Below are 24,138 nucleotides of genomic sequence, written 5' to 3' on the forward strand. Positions count from 1 at the left end.
CCTATTCGGGCTGGATATGTTTGAATTCCAGCAGATGACGTTCACCTTCCAGCTCCGGCACCCGCAACTCATGACAGGCTACCAGACGGATATTGGCAGGCAACTGGGCCAGCTCCTGCTCGGGATATTGTCCCTTGAGTGCCAGGAAGCAACCCTGTTCTGACGGCAGGTGGTGACACCAGCTCAGCATATCCTCCAGCGAGGCAAATGCCCGACTCAGTACACCATCAAACCCCACCTCAGGTTGATACTCTTCAACCCGGGATTTGACCGGCGTCACATTGGTCAGACCCAGCTCCTGGATCACCTGACGGATGAAGTTGATCCGCTTGCCCAGACTGTCGAGCAGGACGAACTGCTTGTCCGGATTGATGATCGCCAGCGGCAATCCCGGCAGGCCGGGACCAGTCCCCACGTCGATGAAGCACTCACCGTGCAAGTGGGGGCTTACCACCAGGCTATCGAGGATATGCTTGACCAGCATGGCGTCCGGATCTCGCACCGAGGTGAGATTGTAAGCCTTGTTCCACTTGTGCAGCAACTCGACCAACTGCACCAGTTGGCTCTTTTGGGTATCGGTGATAACAATTCCGGCCTGCATGAGCAGGCCGTTCAATCTTTCCAACATGGGATTCCTCAGGCGGTTTTACGCAGCAGGCCGTGTTTTTTCAGGTGAACCAGCAGGATGGAGATGGCCGCCGGGGTGATGCCGGAGATGCGGGAAGCCTGACCAATGGTCTGCGGCTTGGCATCGTTCAGCTTGGCTTTCACCTCGTTGGAGAGGCCGTTCACCTCGCGATAGTCCAGATCCAGCGGCAGCAAGGTGTTCTCGTTGCGCAGCTGCTTTTCCACTTCATCGTGCTGACGCTCGATGTAACCGGCGTACTTGATCTGGATCTCAACCTGTTCGGCCGCGGCAGGATCAGTCACGGAAGGGCCAACCCCTTCAATGGCCATCAGCGCATCGTAGGTCACCTCGGGGCGACGCAGCAGCTCTTCCAGACTCTGTTCGCGGGTCAGCGGGGTGTTGACCAGGGCGTTGACCGCTTCCAGTGACGGGTGTTGCGGGTGGATCCAGGTTGAACGCATGCGCTGACGCTCCAGCTCGACCTGTTCCATCTTGGCGTTGAATTTGCTCCAGCGCTCGTCATCCACCAGACCCAGCTCGCGACCGATGGCGGTCAGGCGGATATCAGCGTTGTCTTCCCGCAGCAGCAGGCGATATTCGGCACGGCTGGTGAACATGCGGTAAGGCTCGCGGGTCCCCAGGGTGGAGAGATCGTCCATCATCACGCCCATGTAGGCCTGATCCCGCCGCGGATTCCAGGGATCCTTGTCCTGGGCACGCAGGGCCGCGTTCAGACCGGCCATCAGGCCTTGTGCCGCCGCCTCTTCGTAACCGGTCGTGCCGTTGATCTGGCCGGCGAAGAACAGGTTTGGAATGCACTTGCTCTCCATGTTGGCCTTGAGATCCCGCGGATCGAAGAAATCGTACTCGATGGCATAGCCGGGGCGGGTGATGTGGGCGTTCTCGAAGCCGCGCACGGAACGGACGATCTGCACCTGCACGTCAAACGGCAGGCTGGTGGAGATCCCGTTTGGATAGAGTTCGTGGGTGGTCAGGCCTTCCGGCTCGACGAAGATCTGGTGCGCCGTCTTGTCGGCGAAACGGGTGATCTTGTCTTCGATCGACGGGCAGTAGCGCGGGCCGATCCCCTCGATCACCCCGGCGTACATGGGGCTGCGATCCAGGTTATTGCGGATCACCTCGTGGGTACGCTCGTTGGTGTGGGTGACATAGCAGGGCACCTGACGGGGATGCTGGCTGGCATTGCCGATAAACGAGAAGACCGGACGCGGATCGTCGCCGTGCTGTTCCTGCATGACGGAGAAATCGACACTGCGGGCATCGATGCGCGGCGGGGTGCCCGTCTTGAGACGATCGATACGCAGCGGCAGTTCGCGCAGGCGCTGGGCCAGGGCGATCGAGGGAGGATCCCCGGCACGACCACCCTTGTAGTTTTCCATCCCGATGTGGATCAAACCATTCAGGAAGGTACCGACCGTCAGCACCACAGTCTTGCCGCTGATGCGGATCCCGCTCTGGGTGACCACACCGGCAACACGATCCCCATCCATGATCAGATCGTCACAAGCCTGCTGGAAGATCTTCAGGTTCGGGTAGTTCTCCAGCATCTGGCGAACGACGGCCTTGTAGAGCAGGCGATCCGCCTGGGCACGAGTGGCTCGCACAGCCGGGCCCTTGGAGGAGTTGAGGGTGCGGAACTGGATCCCGCCAAGATCGATGGCACGCGCCATGATCCCGCCGAGTGCGTCAACTTCCCTGACCAGGTGTCCCTTGCCGATCCCGCCGATCGCCGGATTACAGGACATGTGTCCCAGCGTATCGATATTGTGGGTCAACAACAGGGTGTTCATGCCCATACGGGCTGCCGCTGTTGCTGCTTCGGTTCCGGCATGACCGCCACCGACGACGATCACATCAAATTGTTCATGGTATTGCATTGGGATCACCTTGATCTGCACGCCTGAAGATCTTTATTTGCCTGGGCTAAAGGGCGGAACATTCTATCTGTTTCGCGTCCTGAGGGGAACGTCTACTTAACGTTCAGTATGAAGGGAGGATCCACTAATTAGATCTTAAGGATCTTTAGATCGATCTTTTACTGGATCTCTTATTAGGATCCGCCCTTTCTGTTGATAAGCACTTTTTGATCATAAAGATCATTAATTTAATGACGATCCTAGCTTGTGGAAAAGCTTGGATCCTGGCCCGGTGAACGAGGGGATAACAAGGACTTTTATACACAGAGGTCTGTCGGTCTGGATCTAATACATGGATAACTATAGGTTTTGCAGAGCTTTACACCGTAGTTATGCACATTACCCCTGGGCGTTGTGGGTAACCTTGTAGAACAACTCCCCCGGATCAATCTGTTAATAACATGGTGGATAGTCGATCTGGGGATAAGTGGGGAGATCAAGCTTTTTTTCAGGATCTCCCGCACGCTGATCAGGCGATCATCGTCATCCAGTCGCGGATCCACACTTCTGCGGCATCTTCGGGGATCTCGTGTTGGGTCACATCGATGTCGAGTCGCTCGCCAATCCGGCTGGCTCCGCACTCGGCCAGCAGGCGATCCAGCGTCTTGCCGCCCTGGCAAAAGGTGTCATAACTGCTGTCGCCAAGGGCGATCACGCCATATTTCAATGAATTAAGATCCGGATGCTGCTCGGCAAGATCCTTGGCGAAGGGTTGCAGGTTGTCGGGCACATCCCCGGCACCATGGGTGGAAGTGACCACCAGCAGGATGGATCCCGCATCATCCAGCACCTCTGCCAGCTTGGCCGGGTTGTGGATCCGGGTCTGGTGGCCAGCCTGTTCCAGCAGGTTGGCGACGTGGTCTGCGACATATTCGGCGGCGCCCAGCATGGAGCCGACGACGAGATTGAGTTTGGCCATGGAATGGATCCTGATTTCAGACAAAGAAACGGAAAGCCGGATTCTACCGCCAAAGGGTGTGGATAAATATGGATAAAGCTTGGGGATAATGGATCCAGTCAGATAATGCCGCCGGATCCATCCTGCCGATCTTTTTTCTGCTTCTTTATATTCTTCTCCATTTTCTTCTCCGCTCATAGCTCTCCTGATGGCTCCCATCTCCCGCGAAATCCCGCCAACGATGCAGCTAGATAACAATGTAGATGCAAATGATTAGCAATTATTGAATCGATTCGATCACGGCTCCTGTAGTAGGATTGCGCTGCTTTATTCGCCCATGGAACAGGGTGATGTCGTGAAAAACGACCACAAATAACAATTAAAACAACATAACTCATTGATAAACGAGACTTTAATATGATTGCGCAAAAATACACTACAGGACCCGGCAAGAAGGGCGCCTTCGGCGTGCTTTCGCTCTCCGGTTTGCTCGTCTCCCTGCCGCTGATGGCCGAACAAACCACCGCTGAGCTGCCCAAAGCCAGCGAAACCATGGTGGTGACCGGTACGGCCATGAAGGTGGAAGTGCCGATGGCCGAGACCCCTCGCGCCGTCTCCGTGGTTAATCGCGAGGAACTGGATCAGCACGCCGTGTTGCAGCTGGATGAAGCGATTCGCTACCGTTCCGGCGTATTGACCGGTCTCTATGGCTCAGACAACAACACCGACTGGTTCAAGGTACGTGGCTTCGATGCCGCCTCTTATCTGGATGGCAACCGGCTGTTTGGCACCGGCTATTACGTCTGGACGCCGGAACCGTTTGGTCTGGAGAGTGTGGAAGTGCTGAAGGGGCCAGCCTCGATCCTTTACGGTGAGGCTCCTCCTGGCGGGGTGATCAATGCCATCAGCAAGCGACCGACCGCCACGCCGCAAGGGCAGGTGGATCTGCAGCTTGGCAGCCGGGATCATCGTCAGGTCGGGGTGGACGTCTCTGACGCGCTCTCCGACAACAGCCGCTACCGCATGGTTGCTCTTTATAAAGAGCGTGATGGGGTGCTTACCGGTACTTACAACGATCGGGTTTATCTGGCGCCCAGCGTTACCTTCGATCTTTCGGATCGTACCAGCCTGACCCTGCTGGCCAGTTTCCTGCACGACGAAGGGGTCCCGACCAACGGCTTCTTCCCGGTCTATGGCACTCTGAATACGTCAGGTGGCCAGATTGATCCCTCCACCAACCTGAGCCAGCCGGATTACGATCGCAACCGCAATACCCAGATCTCCACCGGTTATGAGTTGGCCCACCAGCTCAACCAGACCTGGGAGTTCAAGCAGAACGTCCGCTTCAACTACAACGATCTGCTGCTGCGCCAGACCTATATCTTCCCGACCTATGAAGGCACAACCGCCAGTCGTGGCCTGGTTTACCGCGATGGCAATACCAAGAGTGCCACCATGGACAACCAGATGGTGGGCTACTGGAACACCGACAGCACCGAGCAGACCTTGTTGCTGGGGGTTGATCTGCAGCGTCATGTCAATGAAGGGGTCGAGGCCGACAACTACGGTATGGGCACCATCAATACCATGAACCCGGATTACAGCGGCTTCCCTGGTTTTGATGAGTCGACCGCCACTCACCAGAAGAGCAGCAAGGGCCAGAGCGGTCTCTATGCCCAGCACCAGATCCGCTGGGACGATCGCTGGTTGCTGACTGCCGGTGGCCGTTTTGACTATGTGGAGACCCACAACACCAATACCAGCAAGGATGAGCGCCAGTACGATCACGAGTTATCCCTCTCGGGCAGCCTGATGTATCTGGCCGACAACGGCCTCTCTCCCTACTTTGCCTATGCCGAGTCGTTCGAGGTGCTGCCGGGGATCGATCCTAACACCCGAAACTCCTACAAGCCGCTCAAGGGCAAGCTCTACGAGACTGGCGTGAAGTATGCGCCAGCCTTCCTCGACGGTTACATCAATCTGGCGCTGTTCGATCTGGCCCAGACCAACTCGCTGGTCTCTACCGGTTCCGGCCAGCAGACCCAGGCGGGTGAAGTGACCTCTCAGGGGGTTGAGCTGGAAGGGAGCGTGCAGGTGACCGATGCGCTGCGTCTGACCGCTGCTTATACCTACACCGATGCCAAAACCAACGACACCGGCAGTGGCGATCGCCGTGCCAGCCTGATCCCGCGCCACCAGGCCTCCTTCTGGGGTAACTACAAGGTGCAGCAAGGGGTGGCTTCGGGTCTGGAGCTGGGTACCGGTGTACGTTATATCGGTTCCAGCGTGGGTATTGGCGCCGTGAATGCGGACTACACCCCCATCTACGGCTCTGCCGAGGTGCCGGCCCATACCGTCTGGGATGCGATGATCGGGTATGACTTTGCCAAGAACTGGCGCGCCCAGCTCAACGTCAACAACCTGCTGGGTGAAACCTACGTGGCCAGTTGTGACTACTACTGCTACTACGGCGAGCCGCGCAGCGTAGTGGGCAGCATCAACTACCGCTGGTAATCGAAGTCGGGCGGGAACCGGATTCCCGCCCTTCTTTTCACCCGCAGTTGTTCTGATCTCTCTGGAATACCGGTCCGTTATGGAACTCTTGTCTCTGGTTTATCGCCAATATCGTTGGCCCTTTATCACCATTACTCTGCTCAGTCTGCTCAGTGCCGTCAGCGGGATTGGCGTCATTGCTTTTATCAATCAGTCTCTTATCGAATCTATAGGTGATCCGCTGCCGATCCTCGGTCAGCTGGTCGGCCTGATAGTGCTGCTGCTGGTGATCACACTCGGATCTCAGCTGGCCCTGACCACTCTCGGTCACCATTTTGTCTACCGGTTGCGCGGTCGTCTGCTCAAGCAACTGCTGGATACCGATGTCGCCCGCATTCGTCAGATAGGTCAGGGGCCGCTGCTGGCCTCCCTCTCCAGCGATATCGGCCAGATCACCATCGCCTTCGTGCGCCTGCCGGAGCTGGTGCAGGGGCTGGTGCTCACGCTGGGTTCTGCCCTCTATCTTGGCTGGCTCTCTCCTGCATTACTCGGGGTGACCGCACTCTGGGTCACCGTCACCATGGTGGTGGGCTGGTTGCTGGTGAACCGTGTTTATCGCCATCTCTCCCACATGCGTCAGGCTGAAGATCGGCTCTATCAGAACTATCAGGCTATCATCGCCGGCAGCAAGGAGCTGGCGCTCAACCGCGAGCGGGCTCACTTCGTTTACCACCAGCTCTATGAGCAAAATGCCCGTGACTACCGCCAGCAGATCATCCGCGCCGACACCTATCACCTGAGCGCGGTGAACTGGTCGAATATCATGATGCTGGGGGCCATCGGTCTGGTCTTCTTTCTGGCCAACGGCCTTGGCTGGGCCAACACCAATGTGGCCGCCACCTTCGCGCTGACCTTGCTGTTCCTGCGCACCCCGCTGTTGCAGGGGATTGGCGCCCTGCCGACCCTGCTTGCTGCTCAGGTGGCGTTTGACAAGATCGCAGCCCTCAATCTGGCCGAGCCGGATGCGGACTTCCCGCTGCCGCCCGCCATCCGCCCCTGGCAGCGTATCGAGTTGGAGCAGGTGAGCTTTCACTATCAGGGGGAGGGCGGTTTTGCCGTTGGCCCCATCGATCTGGTCATCAAAAAGGGGGAGCAGATCTTCATCATTGGCGGCAATGGCTCCGGCAAGTCGACCCTGGCCATGCTGCTGACCGGCCTTTACCTGCCGGTATCGGGCCGGATCCTGCTGGATGGTGAGCCGATCACCGATCGCAACGGCTATCTGGCGCTCTTCTCCGCCATCTTTACCGACTATCACCTGTTCCAGCACCTGCTGGGGCCGGAACCCAAGGATGAGCTGGTGGCCGAGTGGCTGCAGCGGTTGCAGATGGGCAGCAAGCTCACCATCGAGGATGGCTTTATCGCCGATATCGAACTCTCTCAGGGGCAGCGCAAGCGGGTCGCCCTGCTGCTGGCGCTGGCCGAGCAGCGCGAGGTGATGCTGTTTGATGAGTGGGCCGCGGATCAGGATCCCCAGTTCCGCCGCATCTTCTATCAGGTGCTGTTGCCGCGCCTCAAGGAGATGGGCAAGACGGTGATTGCCATCAGCCACGACGATCACTACTTCCCGCTGGCCGATCGCCTGCTGGAGATGCGTCAGGGTCAGCTCACCGAACTGACCGGGGCGCGCCGCGCCGAAGTGAGCCGTGATGCGATCGCCCATCTGGATTGCGAGGTCCCAGCTTGATGCCGGCACCGATGAGACTGGCGGCAAGCCAGCACAGGAATTGCTTATGTTCGAGATGAAATCAGCCAGCTTCACGGTCAATGACCGCACGCTGCTGCACCCCACCGACCTGCGTTTCGAGCAGGGACAGGTCTATGGCCTCATCGGCCACAATGGGTCGGGCAAATCGACCCTGCTCAAGCTGCTGGCACGCCAGCAACCCCTCAGCGACGGCGAGATCCTGTTCGATGGCAAGCCGCTACCCGACTGGGGCAACCGGGAGTTTGCCCGTCAGGTGGCCTATCTGCCCCAGCATCTGCCGAGCGCCGAGAATCTGCTCGGGCGGGAGCTGGTGGAGATGGGCCGCTACCCCTGGCGCGGCCTGCTGGGCCGGATGGGGGCGGAGGATCACCGTCAGGTCGATCGGGCCATCACCCTTACCCATACCGAATACTTTGCCGATCGGCTGGTGGATACCCTCTCCGGCGGCGAGCGGGGCCGGGTCTGGCTGGCGATGCTGCTGGCCCAGGAGAGCCGCTTCATCCTGCTGGACGAGCCGCTGGCCGCGCTGGACGTGGCCCATCAGGTGGAGGTGCTGACGCTGGTCAAGCAGTTGAGCCGTCAGCTAAACCTCGGGGTCATCATCGTCATTCACGACATCAATATGGCCTCCCGCTTCTGTGATCGGCTGGTGGCGCTCCACTCCGGCCGCCTGCTCACCCACGGTGAACCTGAGGGGATCATGACCAGCGAGACCCTGCACGCCATCTATGGCATTCCGATGGAGGTCATTCGCCACCCGGCTCATGCCCATCCCATCGCCATCGTCTGACCGGGGGGCTCTCTTGAACCGTTTATTGAAGAAGATGGCACCCTGCCTTATTAGCCTGCTGCTGCCACTTGCGGCGCAGGCCGACAAATCCCCGATCGCTTCTGCGCCGCTACCCCGTATCGCCACCGTCGATTGGACCATAGCCGAAACCCTGCTGGCACTCGGGGTGACGCCGCTGGCGGTGGGGGATGCAGGCCCCTATCAGGCATGGGTCGGCGAGCCACGGCTACCTGCTGGGGTGGTAGATATCGGCCTGCGCACCCAGCCCAACCGCGAGCTGCTGGCGGAGCTCAAACCCGATCGCATCCTCATCTCGCCGCTGGCGGCCCCGCTGGCGCCAACTCTTTCCCGCATTGCACCGGTGAGCACCATCGCCCTCTATGATGGGCAAACCGATCTGTGGCAGAGACTGCACGAGGTGACCCTGACCCTCGCCCGTATAGTGGGCAAAACCGCCGAGGGCGAACGGCTGCTGGCCGGGCTGGATCGGGATCTCGCCAGCATGCAGGCCGGATTGCCTACGGATCTGCCGCCCCTGCTGGTGGTGCAGTTTATCGATGAGCGCCATGTGCGGGTGTTTGGTCGCCACAGCCTGTTCGATGCGGTGATGACGCGGCTCGGGCTGCGTAATGGCTGGCAGGAGCAGACCAATGACTGGGGTTTCTCGGTGGTCAGTATCGAGCAGTTCATGACCTTGCCAACCGCGCGGCTGGTGGTGGTCGATCCCATCCCGGTCGGGGTGAGCGAACGGCTGCAGGAGCCTGGGCTGTGGCAGCATCTGCCGCAGGTACGGCAGGCGCCTGTGCTGCATCTGCCTGCGGTCTGGAGTTTTGGTGGCGTATTGGCCGCCCGCCGTTTCGCCGGTCTGCTCAGCGATGCATTGTTGCAAGATGCCGAGCGTATGGAGGCGAGCCGATGAAGCGACTGCTCACATCGCCGCTGCTGCGGCCGGTCTCGATCCTGCTGGGATTGACCCTCTTGCTCGCGTATAGGGAGCTGGCTCGCCAGCTGCCCGCTGCGCTCTGGTGGCAGAGCCTCTTCGCCCCCAATCTGAATGACGCCAGCCAAGCAGTGGTGCATTTCAGCTGGCTGCCCCGCTTGGCTGTCACCCTGTTGGCCGGGGCGGCGCTCGGGCTGGCGGGCACCCTGATGCAGCAGGTGCTGCGCAACCCGCTCGCGTCACCGACCACCTTGGGGGTGGCCTCCGGTGCCCAACTGGCGTTGATGATGGTGACCCTGTTTGCCCCCTCCTGGTTGCTGTTGGGGCGGGAGTGGATCGCCATGGCCGGTGGCAGCCTCGCGATGGCACTGGTGTTTGCCCTGGCCTGGCGTCGCCAGCTCAATCCGGTGGTCATCGTCTTTGCCGGGCTGGTGATCAACCTCTATCTGGCGGCCATCAGCATGGGACTCTTGCTGTTCTTTCAGGAGGAGCTGAAAGGTTTGTTGGTGTGGGGCAGTGGCTCGCTAGTGCAGAACAGCTGGAGCGGGGTGAGTTACCTGTTTCCCCGCCTGCTGGCAGCCGCTGCGCTGGCCGTTGTGCTGGTACGCCCGCTGGCGGTGCTGGAGTTGGATGATGCCAGCGCCCGCAGTCTGGGGGTCTCCCTCCAACACTTGCGACTGGCGGGGCTTGGCTTGGCGGTATTTGTCACCGCTTGCGTGGTAAGCGTGGTTGGGCTGATCGGCTTTATCGGGTTGGCCGCACCGGCCATGGTGCGGCTGCTCGGGATCCGCCAGCTTGGCCAGCGGCTATTGTGGGCACCGATCCTCGGCGCCCTGCTGCTGGCGGCGACCGATCTGCTGCTGCAGAGTCTGAGCCGCTTCTGGCCGGTATTGATCCCCACCGGCGCAATGACCGCCATGCTGGGGGCGCCACTGCTGCTCTGGCTGATCCCGCGCCTTGGCATCAAGTCGGGTACGCCGAAGGCAAACGCCGCTCTGCCGGTGGCCCGCCATCCGGCACCGGCTCGCCTTGTCGGCCTGTTGCTGGTCGGGCTGATGCTGGCCATGGTCGCCTCCCTGCTGGTTGGTCAGGGAATGACGGGCTGGAGCTGGCCAAGCTGGCTCCGCTGGCAGGCCCAGCTGGAGTGGCGGCTGCCGCGCACTCTGGCTGCGGGGGCGGCTGGCGTGCTGCTGGCGCTGGCGGGCACCCTGTTGCAGCGGGTCAGCAACAATCCTATGGCGAGCCCGGATCTGCTGGGGGTGAGCGGCGGCACCTTTATGGGGGTGATAGCCACGGCGCTGTTGCTGCCTGCGTTGCCCCTGCCGCTGATGCTGTCCGGTGGCCTGCTAGGTGCTTTTGGTTGCCTGTTGCTGCTGGTGGTGGTCAACCACAAGCACGGCTTCCAGCCGGAGCGGATCCTGCTCTCCGGCATCGCCATCACGGCACTGTTTGAGCCGCTGCAGGCCATCGCGCTGGCCAACGGCGACATGCGGGTGCAGCAACTGCTCTCCTGGATGTCCGGTTCCACCTACTACGTCACCCTGCCGGTGGCTTATGGGTTGGTGGGGCTGGCGCTGTTGATGCTGGCCGCCTGCCTGCTTGTCAGCCGCTGGCTCGATCTGCTGCCAATGGGGAGTGCGGTGGCGACCGCGTTGGGCATTCGCCTCAACCGTGCCCAGCTCGCCATCCTGCTGCTGGTGGCCGTGCTCACTGCCAGCGCCACCCTGGTGGTCGGGCCGCTCTCATTCGTCGGTCTGCTGGCGCCACATATGGCCAAGCTGATGGGGTTGGTGCGGGCACGCTGGCACCTGCTTGGGGCCGCCGCTTCCGGCGCCCTGTTGATGGTGTCGGCTGACTGGGTCGGCCAGCAGATCCTCTTCCCACAGGAGGTGCCGGTCGGGCTGGTCTCCACCCTGTTAGGGGGCGCTTACTTCATGTGGTGCCTGCGTCGCCTCTAGGTTTGCGGACAAAAAACGCACAACAAAAAGCCCGGGATGAACCCGGGCTTTTTGTTGCCTGCTGTGCGGAGAGTTACTTGCCGATGCAGAAGCTGGAGAAGATACGGCCCAGCAGATCGTCGGAGCTGAATTCGCCGGTGATCTCGGAGAGGGACTCCTGCGCGAGGCGCAGCTCTTCGGCCACCAGCTCACCGGCCACGAACACTTCCAGCTGCTCCTTGGCCACCAGCAGGCGCTCGGCGGCGCGCTCCAGCGCATCCAGATGGCGGCGGCGGGCCATAAAGCCCCCTTCGGTGTTGCCCTGGAAGCCCATGCAGGCCTTGAGGTGCTCGCGCAGGGCAGGCAGCCCCAGCTCGGTTTTGGCGGAGATGCGGTAGACGGCGTGGCCCTGCTCCTGGCTCGGTGCCAGATCCTCGCCTGTCAGATCGGCCTTGTTGCGAATGACGGTGAGGCCGATGTTTTTTGGCAACCGATCAACAAATTCCGGCCAGATCTCCCGCGGGTCAACCGCATCTGTGGTGGTGCCATCCACCATAAACAGCACCCGATCGGCCTGTTCAATCTCGGCCCAGGCGCGTTCGATACCGATCTGCTCCACCTTATCCTGGGTGTCGCGCAGACCGGCGGTGTCGATGATGTGCAGCGGCATGCCATCGAGATGGATGTGTTCGCGCAGCACGTCGCGGGTGGTGCCGGCAATCTCGGTGACGATGGCCGACTCGCGGCCCGCGAGGGCATTGAGCAGGCTCGATTTGCCGGCGTTGGGACGACCGGCGATCACCACCTTCATCCCTTCCCGCAGCAGAGCGCCCTGTTTGGCTTCCCCGCGCACGTCGTCCAGCTCGGACATGATGGCGTAGAGGTCGCCCGCCACCTTGCCGTCGGAGAGGAAGTCGATCTCCTCGTCCGGGAAGTCGATGGCCGCTTCCACATAGATGCGCAGCCGGATCAGGCTCTCCACCAGTTGCTGGATTTTGCTGGAGAACTGCCCCTGCAGGGAGTGCATGGCGCTGCGGGCGGCCTGTTCGCTGGAGGCTTCGATAAGGTCAGCGATAGCTTCGGCCTGGGCCAGATCCAGCTTGTCATTGATGAAGGCGCGCTCGCTGAACTCGCCGGGGCGGGCAGGGCGGATGCCATCGATTTTCAGAATGCGGCGGATCAGCATGTCCATGATGACGGGGCCGCCGTGGCCCTGCAGCTCCAGCACATCCTCGCCGGTGAAGCTGTTGGGGGCTTTGAACAGCAGGGCGATGCCCTGATCCAGTACCTGGCCTTGCTCATCCTTGAACGGCAGATATTCGGCGTAGCGCACCCGCGGGAGCTTGCCGAGCACTATCCCGGCGACCTGTTCGGCGGCGGGGCCGGAGACCCGGACTATGCCGACGCCACCACGGCCTGGCGCGGTGGCCTGGGCCACGATCGTATCTGTTGTCATCTTGCTTGGCTCGTTTGTTCGCTGATAGGAAAACGTAGTGGGAGACATTGTAATAAAAAAGGCGGCCCGAAGGCCGCCTCTTTTGTCATCACGGGAAGATTAGCTGCGTGAATGCAGTCCTTTCTTCTCCAGCTGACGATAGATGATGGTCTGCTGGATGATGGAGATGACGTTGCTCACCAGCCAGTAGAGAGTCAGGCCAGCCGGGAACCAGAGGAACATGAAAGTGAAGATGATCGGCATGAACTGCATCACTTTCTGCTGCATCGGGTCGGTGATGGTGGTCGGGCTCATCTTCTGCAGATACCACATGGAGGCACCCATGAGGATTGGCAGCACGAAGAAGGGGTCCTTCACTGACAGGTCAGTGATCCACAGGGCAAACGGTGCGTGACGCAGTTCAACGGACTCCATCAGTGCCCAGTAAAGGGCGATGAAGATCGGCATCTGAACCAGGATCGGCAGGCAGCCACCCAGCGGGTTGACCTTTTCCTTCTTGTACAGCTCCATCATGCCCTGAGACATCTTCTGGCGGTCGTCGCCGAAGCGCTCGCGCAGGGCCGCAATCTTGGGTTGCAGCATGCGCATCTTGGCCATGGAGGTGTACTGGGCCTTGGTCAGCGGGAACATGATGCCGCGCACCAGCAGGGTCAGCATGATGATGGCCAGACCCCAGTTCTGGACGAAACCGTGGAACACGGTCAGCAGCCAGTGCAGCGGTTGGGCGATGAACCACAGCCAGCCGTAGTCGACGGTCAGGTCGAGGTGGTTAGCCACCTTGGCCATCTGGTCTTGCAGCTTGGGACCGACCCACAGCTTGCTGGTCACTTCAGCCTGTTGGCCGGCAGCCACGTCAACCAGCGGCGCCTTGTAACCGATGATGGCCTGGCCTTTACCAGGGATCACACGGCTGTAGAAGCTGTTGGTATCGTCGGCATTCGGAGCCCAGGCAGAGACGAAGTAGTGTTGCAGCATGGCGACCCAACCACCCTTGGTGGTCTTGTTCAGGTCGGCATCCTTCATCTCGTCGAAGGTGTACTTCTTGTAGCGGGTATCTTCAGTGGAGAAGGCACCACCACGGTAAGCGCTGGCTACCATGGCATGACCTTCCTGATCCTTCGGTGTGGCTACGGTCTGCTTCAGCTGACCATAGAACTGCACCTGAACCGGTTCGGCAGATTTGTTGTCGATCTTGTAATCAACGCCAACGGCATAGTCGCCACGCTTGAGGATGAACTCCTTGGTGAAGACCACGCCCTTGCTGTCGGTCCAGGTCATCGGAACGACGACTTGATCCTGACCATCGGCCAGCTGATAGCTGGTCTGGGCGGCTTCATAGGTAGGACGACCTTCGGCCTGACTGTCCGGACCGTTGCGACCTACCAGACCGCTCTGGGCGATATAGAGGTGCTCAGGCTTGCTGGTCAGCAGCACGAACGGTTGGTCCTTGCCCTCTTCCAGTTTGTGAGACAGCAGTTCGGCAGACACGATGTCGCCACCCTGGGTGTCCAGGGTCAGCTTGAGCACGTCAGAGGAGACGGTGATCAGCTTGCGTGCGGCAGTCGCGTTGGCTTGCTCGGAAACCTGAGGAATATCACCGGTCTGACCGGCTTCAGGTACGAAATGTTCGGTTTGGGCCACGGTAGTCGGGGCCGGCTTCGGAGCCTTGTCGGACTCCCACTGTTGCCAGAGCAGAAAGCTCACGAACAGCAAACCGATCAGGAGTAGATTGCGTTGTGATTCCATAGTCTTCAGTTTCTTCGCTTTGGTTGCGGAACCGGGTCATAACCACCCTCGGATAAGGGATGGCATTTTAATAGACGTTTGCTAGCTAACCAAACGCCTTTTATGAAACCGTGAAGTCGGATGGCTTCTATCGCAAATTGGGAACAAGTTGGAGTAAAACGGCAGCGCGGCCCGAGCAGAGGGCTAATGATTAGCTGATACAGGCGTATCAGTTTGATAGCTACCCATTGCAACGGCGTGACAGAGTGCGCCATAGCTTTTCCAGTAACTTGAACAGTTCCTCGTTATCCATCTCTTTCACACCGGCCTTGGCGATCACCACGATGTCGATAGCGGGCAGCTGATGTTGTTTGAGGCGGAAACTTTCCCGGACCACCCGTTTGACACGGTTACGCCAGACGGCACGCTTGAGTGCTTTTTTGGGCACAGCGAGACCAAGACGAGAGTGTTCGAGTGAATTGGGGCAGGCGAGAAGCGTAATTTGCGGGGAAGCAGCCCGGACAGGCTCAGCGAAAACGCGTTTGAAGTGTTCGGGAGTTAACAGACGTAACTCCCGAGAGAAGGTGTGCTGGGTAGGCATTAAACTACCAGACGGGCACGACCCTTGGCACGACGAGCGGCCAGAACTTTACGACCGTTGGCAGTTGCCATGCGGGCGCGGAAACCGTGAGAGCGCTTGCGCTTCAGGTTGGACGGTTGAAAAGTACGTTTCATGATTCGATTCCGTATTTCTGTACAGTTTTGATTGTCACACTTAGCCGACGCGCCAGCTATAGCGTGTGACGACTAGCAAAAGAGGCCGAATTCTAAACAGAGTTCGGCTTTTAGTCAATCCGCCGTTCCCTCTCATCCTGCCGTGGTCTTGAAAAGGCCGCTGCCGAGCGTGAGGATCCAGAGGATCAAGGGCTCCGGATTATACTGGCAACCCGGGGTTAAACAAGGGATCCCTCAATAAAAAAGGCGGCCAGGCCGCCAAAGAGAGAGCTATTTAAGGACTTTCCGCAAGAACTCCCGGGTACGGGGATCCTTGGGATCGACCAATATCTGATCCGGCGGGCCCTGCTCGACGATCCGCCCTCCTTCCATGAAGATCACCCGATCGGCAACATCACGAGCAAATTCAATCTCATGGGTCACCACCACCATGGTCTGGTGCTGGCGGGCCAACTCTTTCATTAGTCCCAAAACCTCGTCGACCCACTCGGGATCGAGTGCGGAGGTGGGCTCGTCAAACAGGATCACCTTGGAGTGGGCCGCCATGGCGCGGCCAATGCCGACCCGTTGCTGCTGGCCGCCGGAGAGGGAGGCCGGATAGGCATCCTGCTTGTCGGCAAGACCAATGTCCTTGAGGATGCCGAGCGCTGTGGCGCGGGCCTCCGCTTTTGGCTGCTTCCAGACGGTGATCAGCCCTTCGGCGATGTTGTCGAGCGCCGTCTTGTTGGCAAAAAGGGCGTAGTTCTGGAACACGAAGGAGGCCCGCTTGCGCAGCTCGATCGCCTGCTGTTCGCTGGCCTTGGCCAGATTCAGCTCGAGATCGTCGATGGCAAGGGTGCCCGCATCCGGGGTCTCCAGCAGGTTCAGGCAGCGCAACAGGGTCGACTTGCCGGTGCCGGAGGGACCGATGATGACGACAATTTCCCCCTTTTTGACCTCCAGATCGATGCTGTTGAGCACCTGATTGCCGTGATATGCCTTGGAGAGGCCGGTTAGCTTGATCATGAGAGCCCTCCTTTAATAGGCACGGTTAAGACGAATTTCCAGCAGATGCTGCAAGCGGGTAAAGAAGATCACCACTATCCAGTAGATCAGCGCCACCGCCATAAAGCTCTCGAAGAACTTGAAGGAGGAGGAGGCTTCCATTTGCGCCTTGCCCATTATCTCGGCCACCCCCAGCGTGAAGGCCAGCGAGGTGCTCTTGATCATATCGATGAAGTAGTTCATCAGCGACGGGGTGGCGATACGGGCCGCCTGCGGCAGGATGATCCGCTGCATCGCCTGATAACGGCTCATGCCGATACTGAGCGCCGCTTCCATCTGGCTTTTGTGAATGCCGAGGATGGCTGCGCGGATCGACTCGGCCATGTAGGCGGCGAAGTGCAGGGTCAGACCGACGATGGCGGCAGTAAAGGCATCCATCCCCACGAAGATCGGGAACAGTTGCGGCAGTCCGTAGTAGAGCAGAAACAGCTGAACGAGTAGCGGTGTACCCCGAAAGAACGAGATATAGAGCATCGCCAGCCAGTGAATCGCGGGGACGCGAAACACCCGTACTATCGCCAGGGCCAGCGAGAGTACGAGTGCCAGCACGAATCCCCACAGGGCCATCTCCATCGTGGTGCCCAGATATTTGAGCAGGATGGGAAACAGCCCCAGCGTGTATTCGAGGTCAAATTCCATCATTTATCTGTCGGTGATGTCGGAAGCGAACCATTTCTCGGAGATCTGACGCAGGGAGCCATCCTTGCGCATGGCGGTCAGGGCCTCGTCGACCTTCTTCAGCAGAGCCTGTTTCTCCGGGGTCTTCAGGAAGGGCAGGGCGTTCTCGATAGTCTCGAACGGTGCGCCAGCCTGTTGCAGCGGCAGCTTGGACTCCTTGATCAGCTGGGCGGTGGAGACGCGGTCCATCACGAAGGCATCGATGCGACCCAGGGCGACATCCTGCTCGAAGGCGGAGTCATAGGTGCGGATATCGATCTTCTTGTTCGGGTCGTTCTTGCGCAGCAGCTCTTCGAAGTTGGAACCCAGGTTCACGGCCACCTTCTTGCCTTCCAGATCCTTGATGCCGTGGATGGTGCTGTTGCCCTTGCGTACCACAATCTGGGCACCGTCATAGACGTAAGGCTGGGAGAAGTCGTACTTCGCCTTGCGCTCGTCGGTGATGGTGATCTGGTTGGAAATGGTATCGATGCGGCCAGTTTCCAGCATGCCGAACAGGCCGGAGAAGCTGGCGGTCACGAATTCGACCTTGTAGCCGGTACGCTCGCCGATCTGGTTCCACATATCCACTTCAAAGCCTTGCAGCTTGTCCTGTTTGACGAAGGTGAACGGGAAATATTTGCCAGACATGCCGACCTTGATGGTCTCCTGGGCGATGGCCTGACCGGACAGGGTGGCGAGCAGGATGGCTGCGCCGGAAATCAGTTTGATGGATGTTTTCATGGTGTTTCTCTCTCTCAATGTCTTGTATTTGTAGTTGTAATAACTGGTTTGGCCCTGATGTTATTGGAATAAAATTTAAAAAATAAATGACATTTGGTTATATGAAATAACAGGAGAGAAGCACGGGATCGACCAATCCGGACGGTGGATCAAGCTGTGGGTAACTTTGGGGATGAAATCCGATCCAAAGGCGCTGGATCCTTGAAAGTCAAGGATCTTATTTGCTGGATCCACCGGGCGATGGCTGGAGATCCGGCGGCTAAAAACGTAGAATAGCCGGTCTTTAGTTAATCAATCGACAGGAGTTTAGAGTGACTGCTTCGCTATGGCAGCAGTGCCTTAACCGGCTGCAAGATGAGTTGCCCTCGGCAGAATTCAGCATGTGGATCCGGCCGCTTCAAGCGGAGTTGAGTGACAATACTCTGACCCTGTATGCACCGAATCGCTTTGTTCTGGACTGGGTACGAGACAAGTATCTCATCCGGGTTAACGGCATCATCAACGAACTCTGCGGGGTCGACGGCCCCGCCCTGCGTTTTGATATAGGCAATCGTCCCCATCCTGTTGCTGTCGCCAGAGCACCGGTACAGGGTGCCGCGCCTGTGAATAACTTGCAGAAGAGCTGGGAAAGCAAGGCTGAAGCCAAGCCCGAGCCGAACCACAAGAGCAACACCAACGTGAACTATACCTTCGAGAATTTCGTCGAGGGTAAGTCCAACCAGTTGGCGCGTGCGGCTGCCCGTCAGGTAGCGGACAATCCGGGTGGTGCTTACAACCCGCTGTTCCTCTATGGCGGCACCGGCCTGGGTAAAACCCACCTGCTGCACGCCGTTGGCAATGCCATCAAGGAGAGTAAAAAAGATGCCAAAGTCATCTATATGCACTCCGAGCGGTTTGTTCAGGACATGGTGAAAGCGCTGCAAAACAACGCCATTGAAGAGTTCAAGCGTTACTACCGCAGCGTCGATGCCCTGCTCATCGATGACATCCAGTTCTTCGCCAACAAGGAGCGCTCCCAGGAGGAGTTCTTCCATACCTTCAATGCCTTGCTGGAAGGTAACCAGCAGATCATCCTCACCTCGGATCGCTATCCGAAGGAGATCAACGGTGTCGAGGATCGCCTCAAGTCCCGCTTCGGCTGGGGCCTGACCGTGGCGATCGAGCCGCCGGAGCTGGAGACCCGCGTCGCGATCCTGATGCGCAAGGCAGACGAGAATCAGATCCATCTGCCGGACGAAGTGGCCTTCTTCATTGCCAAACGTCTGCGATCCAACGTCCGTGAACTGGAAGGCGCCCTCAACCGGGTGATCGCCAACGCCAACTTCACCGGCCGTGCCATCAACATCGATTTCGTGCGCGAAGCGCTGCGCGACCTGTTGGCACTGCAGGAGAAGCTGGTCACCATCGACAATATCCAGAAGACGGTGGCGGAGTACTACAAGATCAAGCTGGCGGATCTGCTCTCCAAGCGTCGTTCCCGCTCCGTTGCCCGTCCGCGCCAGTTGGCGATGGCGTTGGCCAAGGAGCTGACCAACCACAGTTTGCCGGAGATAGGTGATGCCTTTGGTGGCCGTGACCACACTACCGTTCTTCATGCTTGCCGAAAAATCGAGCAGCTGAAGGAGGAGAGTCATGACATCAAGGAGGACTATTCCAACCTGATCCGTACCCTTTCTTCCTGATCACGGAATCGAGTGGACAGATGCAGCGCGAATATTCCAACCTGATCCGAATCTTTTCCTCCTAATCACAACGGAGAGCACAGATGCAGCTCGAAATTAGCCGTGAGGCCCTGTTACGTCCTCTGCAACTGGTGTCCGGCGCCCTCGGCGGCCGACCGACCCTGCCGATCCTCGGCAACGTGCTGCTTGATGTCAGCAACGGTCTGCTGTCACTGACCGGTACCGATCTCGAAGTAGAGATGATCGGTCAGGTCTATCTGAACGGGGCAAGCGAAGATGGCCGCACCACAGTACCGGCGCGCAAGCTGCTGGATATCTGCCGTGGTCTGCCGGAAGGCGCCGAGATCCGTCTCAATACCGAAGGCGAGCGCCTGATCATCCGCTCCGGTCGTTCCCGCTTCAACCTCTCGACCCTGCCGGCGACCGAGTATCCGAACATCGAGGATTGGGAATCCGTGCTCGAGTTCGATATCAGCCAGCTGGAGCTGAAGAAGCTGATCGATGCGACCCAGTTCTCCATGGCCAGTCAGGACGTGCGTTACTACCTGAACGGCATGCTGTTCGAGAGCGAAGGTCACGGTCTGCGCACCGTGGCGACCGACGGTCACCGTCTGGCCACCTGCCGCCGCGAGGTAGTAGGGGAATCGCTGCCCGATCATCAAGTTATCCTGCCACGCAAAGGGGTACTGGAGCTGGTGCGTCTGCTGGAGGCGGAAGACAAGCCGGTGCGGCTGCAGATCGGTCGCAGCAACCTGCGGGCTGCGCTGGACGGCTTCATCTTCACCTCCAAGCTGGTGGATGGCCGCTTCCCGGACTGGCGCCGCGTCATTCCGCGCAACAGCGACAAGGCGCTCATCGCCGGCCGTGAGGATCTGCGTCAGGCGTTTGCCCGTGCCGCCATCCTCTCCAACGAGAAATTCCGTGGGGTGCGTCTCAATCTGCAGGAAAACCTGCTGCGCATCACCGCCAACAACCCGGAACAGGAAGAAGCCGAAGAGCTGCTTGACGTACAATATGCCGCTGGCGAGATGGAGATCGGCTTTAACGTCTCTTATGTGCTCGACGTGCTGAATACGTTAAAATGTGACCAAATTCGGATTAGCCTGAGCGATTCCATCAGCAGTGCCATTATTGAGGATTTTGAACATCAGGATGCTCAGTACGTGGTGATGCCGATGCGGATCTAGTCGTGTCCCTGGTCAAACTCCAGCTCAGCGACTTTCGCAATATCCAGCAAGCCAGTCTCAAGCTGTCGCCCGGCCTCAACATTCTGGTCGGGTGCAATGGCAGCGGCAAGACCAGCGTGCTGGAAGCCATTCACTACCTTGGTCTGGGGCGCTCCTTTCGCACTCATTTGACCGGGCGGGTCATCCGCCAGGGGGAGAGGGCGTTTACCCTGTTTGCCCAGTGCGAGCTGGAGGGGCGTCAGGTACCTATCGGTCTTGCCAAAGACAAGAGTGGCGAGACCCAGCTCAAGATTGCCGGGGCACAGGCCCAGCGGCTTGCCGATTTGGCGGAGCTGTTGCCGGTGCAGTTGATCCATCCCGATGGCTTCAACCTGCTGACGGGCGGGCCTCAGGCTCGCCGCGCTTGGCTCGATTGGGGCGTTTTCCATCAGGAGCCAACCTTCTTTGCCCTCTGGGGACGAGTGCGGCGGCTGCTGAAACAGCGCAATGCGCTGCTGCGCCAGAGCACCCAGTACCGCCAGCTGGCGTTCTGGGATCAGGAGTTGGTACGGCTGGGTGGTGAGCTGGCCGAGTTTCGCGCCAGTTATTGTCAGGCCATTACGCCTCTGATCAAGGATATGACGGCGGATTTTCTGCCGGAATTCGATATCAGTCTCGGCTTTTACCGGGGCTGGGAGAAAGATACTCCCCTCGGCGATCTGCTGGAGGCGGGGTTTGAGCGGGATCGGGCGCTGGGCTATACCGGTGTCGGTCCACAGAAAGCCGATGTGCGCCTCAAGGCGAACGGGGTCCCCGCTCAGGATATTTTGTCCCGGGGTCAGCTCAAGCTGCTGGTTTGTGCCATGCGCTTGGCCCAAGGGCTCTATTTGAATCAACATAGCAGCCGTGGCTGTATTTTTTTAATTGACGATTTTGCCTCTGAACTGGATGTCGACAAGCGCCGCTTGCTGGCCGCAAGGCTGAAGCAGTGTGCGTCCCAGGTGTTTATCACCGCCATCGACACCGGTCAGCTCGCAGACATGATGGATGCGAATGACTGCAAGTTGTTCCACGTGGAACAGGGTAAAATCTCCGAAACGTTAGAGAAGGCAGAGAGTAAGCTATGAGTGAAAATACTTACGACTCCTCGAATATCAAGGTGCTGAAGGGCCTGGATGCGGTCCGCAAGCGCCCGGGGATGTATATCGGCGATACGGATGATGGCTCGGGTCTGCACCACATGGTGTTCGAGGTCGTCGATAACTCCATTGACGAGGCGCTCGCTGGCTACTGCTCCGATATTCTGGTCAAGATCCATTCCGATGGCTCCGTCTCCGTGCGTGATAACGGCCGTGGTATTCCGGTCGATATTCACCCGGAAGAGGGCCGCTCCGCCGCAGAGGTCATCATGACCGTGCTGCACGCTGGCGGTAAGTTCGATGACAACTCCTACAAGGTATCCGGCGGCCTGCATGGCGTGGGTGTCTCCGTCGTTAACGCCCTCTCTGACAAGCTGTTGCTGACTATTCGTCGTAACGGCCACGTCTACGAACAGACCTATCATCTGGGTGAGCCGCAAGCTCCGCTCAAGCAGATTGGCGACAGCACCGGCACCGGTACCGAAGTTCGCTTCTGGCCGAGCCCGACCATCTTCAGCGACACCCTGTTCCACTACGAGATCCTGGCCAAGCGCCTGCGCGAGCTCTCCTTCCTCAACTCCGGTGTTTCCATCCGTTTGATGGATGAGCGTGACGGCCGTGAGGCGCATTTCTGCTACGAAGGTGGCATCAAGGCGTTCGTTGAATACCTGAACCAGAACAAGACCCCGATCCACCCGAAGGTGTTCCATTTCACCACCGAGCAGGATGGTATCGGCGTTGAAGTGGCGATGCAGTGGAATGACGCCTATCAGGAAGGGGTCTACTGCTTCACCAACAACATCCCGCAGCGGGATGGTGGTACTCACCTCGTTGGCTTCCGTACCGCGCTGACCCGTACTCTGAACTCCTATATGGACAAAGAGGACTACAGCAAGAAGGCCAAGTCTGCCGCAAGTGGCGACGACGTGCGTGAAGGTCTGATTGCCGTTATCTCCGTCAAGGTGCCGGATCCCAAGTTCTCATCCCAGACCAAGGACAAGCTGGTCTCTTCCGAAGTGAAGACCGCAGTTGAGCAGGCGATGGGTGAGAAGCTGGCCGACTTCCTGCTGGAAAACCCGGGCGATGCCAAGATCGTGGTCAACAAGATCATCGATGCGGCCCGTGCCCGCGAAGCGGCCCGCAAAGCTCGCGAACTGACCCGCCGCAAAGGTGCGCTGGATATCGCCGGTCTGCCCGGCAAGCTGGCTGACTGTCAGGAAAAAGACCCGGCTCTCTCCGAACTCTACATAGTGGAAGGGGACTCTGCTGGCGGTTCCGCCAAGCAGGGTCGCAACCGGAAGAACCAGGCCATCCTGCCGCTCAAGGGTAAAATCCTGAACGTGGAGAAGGCCCGTTTCGACAAGATGATCTCCTCGCAAGAGGTGGGCACCCTGATCACCGCACTGGGTTGCGGTATCGGTCGCGACGAGTACAACCCGGACAAGCTGCGTTATCACAACATCATCATCATGACCGATGCGGACGTCGATGGTGCGCACATCCGAACCCTGCTGCTGACCTTCTTCTATCGTCAGATGCCGGAAATCATCGAACGTGGCTACGTCTACATCGCCCAGCCGCCGCTCTACAAAGTGAAGAAGGGCAAGCAGGAGCAGTATCTGAAAGACGAAGACGCGCTGCTGCAGTACCAGACCGCCATGGCGCTGGATGGTGCCACTCTGCACGTTAACGAGTCTGCCCCGGCTATCGGTGGCGAGGCACTGGAGCGCCTGGTCAACCAGCACCGCTCGGTGACTCACCTGATCACCCGCATGTCTCGTCGTGCGCCGGAAGCCGTGCTGACCCAGCTGATCTATCAGCCGGAGTTGAACGAAGCGCTGCTGAACAGCGAGAGCGATCTGCTGGCCTGGTGTCAGGGTATGGAAGCCGTGCTCAACGAGAGCAACCACGGTATCCAGTACCAGATCCAGGTTCGTCGTGATGAAGAGCGCAGCCTGTACGTGCCGCACGCTGTGGTACGTCAGCACGGTGTTGACCGCGAATATCCGCTCAGCTACGACTTCCTGCAATCCGGTGAGTACCGTCAGCTGGTTTCGCTGGGCAAGGAGATCGCCAACCTGATCGAGGAAGGTGGTTTCATCAAGCGTGGCGAGAAGGTCAAACCGGTTGCCAACTTCGTGGAAGCCGTCGAGTGGCTGATGGGCGAAGGCAAGCGCGGCATCTACATCCAGCGCTATAAAGGGCTGGGTGAGATGAACCCGGACCAGCTGTGGGAAACCACCATGGATCCGGAAGCCCGTCGCATGCTGCGCGTCACTATCGATGACGCCGTCGGTGCTGACCAGCTCTTCTCCACCCTGATGGGTGATGCCGTTGAGCCCCGTCGTGACTTTATCGAGACCAACGCCCTGCGCGTAGCCAACCTCGACGTCTAATCG

Annotated in this window: 20 protein-coding genes; 9 read left to right on the plus strand and 11 right to left on the minus strand. The window is 59.1% G+C overall.

Translation table 11 applies throughout. From position 1 onward, the window contains the following. Position 1 precedes the first annotated feature (1 nt). From rsmG to mioC, 3 genes are all read right to left on the minus strand, one after another. Positions 2-628, minus strand: a complete 627-nt coding sequence (gene rsmG, locus I6L49_RS15810; RefSeq protein WP_216949898.1) for a 16S rRNA (guanine(527)-N(7))-methyltransferase RsmG — start codon at positions 626-628, stop codon at positions 2-4. Between the two features lie 8 nt (positions 629-636). Further along, positions 637-2,526: a tRNA uridine-5-carboxymethylaminomethyl(34) synthesis enzyme MnmG gene (mnmG, locus tag I6L49_RS15815; RefSeq protein WP_005357220.1), complete on the minus strand. Its 1,890-nt coding sequence runs from the start codon at positions 2,524-2,526 to the stop codon at positions 637-639. A gap of 508 nt (positions 2,527-3,034) precedes the next feature. Continuing rightward, positions 3,035-3,484, minus strand: a complete 450-nt coding sequence (gene mioC, locus I6L49_RS15820; RefSeq protein ID WP_033138545.1) for an FMN-binding protein MioC — start codon at positions 3,482-3,484, stop codon at positions 3,035-3,037. Positions 3,485-3,880: 396 nt separating this feature from the next. Between mioC and I6L49_RS15825 the strand changes: the two genes are divergently transcribed. The 5 genes from I6L49_RS15825 to fhuB all read left to right on the plus strand — a co-directional run bounded on the left by I6L49_RS15825 (position 3,881) and on the right by fhuB (position 11,412). Further along, positions 3,881-5,977, plus strand: coding sequence for a TonB-dependent siderophore receptor (locus I6L49_RS15825; RefSeq protein WP_108613099.1), 2,097 nt, complete (start codon positions 3,881-3,883; stop codon positions 5,975-5,977). Between the two features lie 79 nt (positions 5,978-6,056). Beyond that, on the plus strand, positions 6,057-7,703 hold the full coding sequence (locus tag I6L49_RS15830) for a multidrug ABC transporter permease/ATP-binding protein (RefSeq protein WP_216949899.1): 1,647 nt from the start codon (positions 6,057-6,059) through the stop codon (positions 7,701-7,703). A 46-nt stretch (positions 7,704-7,749) separates the two neighbouring features. After that, on the plus strand, positions 7,750-8,514 hold the full coding sequence (locus I6L49_RS15835) for an ATP-binding cassette domain-containing protein (RefSeq protein ID WP_216949900.1): 765 nt from the start codon (positions 7,750-7,752) through the stop codon (positions 8,512-8,514). Positions 8,515-8,548: 34 nt separating this feature from the next. After that, a complete protein-coding gene (locus I6L49_RS15840; protein WP_202004971.1) occupies positions 8,549-9,433 on the plus strand; it encodes an ABC transporter substrate-binding protein in 885 nt (294 codons plus the stop codon). Beyond that, a complete protein-coding gene (gene fhuB / locus I6L49_RS15845) occupies positions 9,430-11,412 on the plus strand; it encodes a Fe(3+)-hydroxamate ABC transporter permease FhuB (RefSeq protein WP_216949901.1) in 1,983 nt (660 codons plus the stop codon). The genes I6L49_RS15840 and fhuB overlap by 4 nt, the downstream gene beginning before the upstream one ends. 73 nt (positions 11,413-11,485) lie before the next feature. On the opposite strand, the gene mnmE is transcribed toward fhuB, so the two are convergent. The 8 genes from mnmE to I6L49_RS15885 form a co-directional block, all read right to left on the minus strand. Further along, the gene (mnmE, locus tag I6L49_RS15850; protein WP_019445516.1) at positions 11,486-12,847 is read right to left on the minus strand and encodes a tRNA uridine-5-carboxymethylaminomethyl(34) synthesis GTPase MnmE; all 1,362 of its coding nucleotides are present in this window, start codon (positions 12,845-12,847) and stop codon (positions 11,486-11,488) included. A 99-nt stretch (positions 12,848-12,946) separates the two neighbouring features. Beyond that, positions 12,947-14,593 carry a membrane protein insertase YidC gene (gene yidC / locus I6L49_RS15855; RefSeq protein WP_216949902.1) on the minus strand — a complete coding sequence of 549 codons (1,647 nt, stop codon included), beginning with the start codon at positions 14,591-14,593 and terminating at the stop codon, positions 12,947-12,949. Between the two features lie 5 nt (positions 14,594-14,598). Next, the gene (yidD, locus tag I6L49_RS15860) at positions 14,599-14,847 is read right to left on the minus strand and encodes a membrane protein insertion efficiency factor YidD (protein WP_010672280.1); all 249 of its coding nucleotides are present in this window, start codon (positions 14,845-14,847) and stop codon (positions 14,599-14,601) included. Beyond that, the gene (rnpA, locus tag I6L49_RS15865; protein WP_005339313.1) at positions 14,814-15,173 is read right to left on the minus strand and encodes a ribonuclease P protein component; all 360 of its coding nucleotides are present in this window, start codon (positions 15,171-15,173) and stop codon (positions 14,814-14,816) included. Before rnpA ends, yidD begins: the two co-directional genes overlap by 34 nt. Then, on the minus strand, positions 15,173-15,307 hold the full coding sequence (gene rpmH / locus I6L49_RS15870) for a 50S ribosomal protein L34 (RefSeq protein ID WP_005307156.1): 135 nt from the start codon (positions 15,305-15,307) through the stop codon (positions 15,173-15,175). The genes rnpA and rpmH overlap by 1 nt, the downstream gene beginning before the upstream one ends. A 270-nt stretch (positions 15,308-15,577) precedes the next feature. After that, the gene (locus I6L49_RS15875) at positions 15,578-16,312 is read right to left on the minus strand and encodes an amino acid ABC transporter ATP-binding protein (protein WP_069555114.1); all 735 of its coding nucleotides are present in this window, start codon (positions 16,310-16,312) and stop codon (positions 15,578-15,580) included. Positions 16,313-16,324: 12 nt separating this feature from the next. Beyond that, on the minus strand, positions 16,325-16,993 hold the full coding sequence (locus I6L49_RS15880; protein ID WP_158111060.1) for an amino acid ABC transporter permease: 669 nt from the start codon (positions 16,991-16,993) through the stop codon (positions 16,325-16,327). Beyond that, complete coding sequence (locus I6L49_RS15885) at positions 16,994-17,752, minus strand: amino acid ABC transporter substrate-binding protein (RefSeq protein ID WP_216949903.1); 759 nt, start codon at positions 17,750-17,752, stop codon at positions 16,994-16,996. It lies immediately after the preceding gene. Positions 17,753-18,063: 311 nt separating this feature from the next. Between I6L49_RS15885 and dnaA the strand changes: the two genes are divergently transcribed. The 4 genes from dnaA to gyrB all read left to right on the plus strand — a co-directional run bounded on the left by dnaA (position 18,064) and on the right by gyrB (position 24,135). Further along, positions 18,064-19,434: a chromosomal replication initiator protein DnaA gene (gene dnaA / locus I6L49_RS15890; RefSeq protein ID WP_005339307.1), complete on the plus strand. Its 1,371-nt coding sequence runs from the start codon at positions 18,064-18,066 to the stop codon at positions 19,432-19,434. A gap of 83 nt (positions 19,435-19,517) precedes the next feature. Next, a complete protein-coding gene (dnaN, locus tag I6L49_RS15895) occupies positions 19,518-20,621 on the plus strand; it encodes a DNA polymerase III subunit beta (protein WP_005339306.1) in 1,104 nt (367 codons plus the stop codon). Positions 20,622-20,623: 2 nt separating this feature from the next. Continuing rightward, the gene (gene recF / locus I6L49_RS15900) at positions 20,624-21,727 is read left to right on the plus strand and encodes a DNA replication/repair protein RecF (RefSeq protein WP_216949904.1); all 1,104 of its coding nucleotides are present in this window, start codon (positions 20,624-20,626) and stop codon (positions 21,725-21,727) included. Then, positions 21,724-24,135, plus strand: a complete 2,412-nt coding sequence (gyrB, locus tag I6L49_RS15905; RefSeq protein ID WP_216949905.1) for a DNA topoisomerase (ATP-hydrolyzing) subunit B — start codon at positions 21,724-21,726, stop codon at positions 24,133-24,135. The genes recF and gyrB overlap by 4 nt, the downstream gene beginning before the upstream one ends. Positions 24,136-24,138 lie beyond the last annotated feature (3 nt).

This window comes from Aeromonas sp. FDAARGOS 1419 (assembly GCF_019047045.1).
GTDB lineage: Bacteria > Pseudomonadota > Gammaproteobacteria > Enterobacterales > Aeromonadaceae > Aeromonas > Aeromonas veronii.

Bases quoted from the DNA above. Each gene is read 5' to 3' on its own strand.
- I6L49_RS15840 (WP_202004971.1), top strand. From the start codon at position 8,549: ATGGCACCCTGCCTTATTAGCCTGCTGCTGCCACTTGCGGCGCAGGCC.
- I6L49_RS15825 (WP_108613099.1), top strand. From the start codon at position 3,881: ATGATTGCGCAAAAATACACTACAGGACCCGGCAAGAAGGGCGCCTTC.
- I6L49_RS15835 (WP_216949900.1), top strand. From the start codon at position 7,750: ATGTTCGAGATGAAATCAGCCAGCTTCACGGTCAATGACCGCACGCTG.
- rpmH (WP_005307156.1), bottom strand. From the start codon at position 15,307: ATGAAACGTACTTTTCAACCGTCCAACCTGAAGCGCAAGCGCTCTCAC.
- gyrB (WP_216949905.1), top strand. From the start codon at position 21,724: ATGAGTGAAAATACTTACGACTCCTCGAATATCAAGGTGCTGAAGGGC.
- mioC (WP_033138545.1), bottom strand. From the start codon at position 3,484: ATGGCCAAACTCAATCTCGTCGTCGGCTCCATGCTGGGCGCCGCCGAA.
- yidC (WP_216949902.1), bottom strand. From the start codon at position 14,593: ATGGAATCACAACGCAATCTACTCCTGATCGGTTTGCTGTTCGTGAGC.
- mnmE (WP_019445516.1), bottom strand. From the start codon at position 12,847: ATGACAACAGATACGATCGTGGCCCAGGCCACCGCGCCAGGCCGTGGT.
- dnaN (WP_005339306.1), top strand. From the start codon at position 19,518: ATGCAGCTCGAAATTAGCCGTGAGGCCCTGTTACGTCCTCTGCAACTG.
- yidD (WP_010672280.1), bottom strand. From the start codon at position 14,847: ATGGCGCACTCTGTCACGCCGTTGCAATGGGTAGCTATCAAACTGATA.
- rnpA (WP_005339313.1), bottom strand. From the start codon at position 15,173: ATGCCTACCCAGCACACCTTCTCTCGGGAGTTACGTCTGTTAACTCCC.
- I6L49_RS15875 (WP_069555114.1), bottom strand. From the start codon at position 16,312: ATGATCAAGCTAACCGGCCTCTCCAAGGCATATCACGGCAATCAGGTG.
- I6L49_RS15880 (WP_158111060.1), bottom strand. From the start codon at position 16,993: ATGATGGAATTTGACCTCGAATACACGCTGGGGCTGTTTCCCATCCTG.
- rsmG (WP_216949898.1), bottom strand. From the start codon at position 628: ATGTTGGAAAGATTGAACGGCCTGCTCATGCAGGCCGGAATTGTTATC.
- mnmG (WP_005357220.1), bottom strand. From the start codon at position 2,526: ATGCAATACCATGAACAATTTGATGTGATCGTCGTCGGTGGCGGTCAT.
- I6L49_RS15885 (WP_216949903.1), bottom strand. From the start codon at position 17,752: ATGAAAACATCCATCAAACTGATTTCCGGCGCAGCCATCCTGCTCGCC.
- I6L49_RS15830 (WP_216949899.1), top strand. From the start codon at position 6,057: ATGGAACTCTTGTCTCTGGTTTATCGCCAATATCGTTGGCCCTTTATC.
- fhuB (WP_216949901.1), top strand. From the start codon at position 9,430: ATGAAGCGACTGCTCACATCGCCGCTGCTGCGGCCGGTCTCGATCCTG.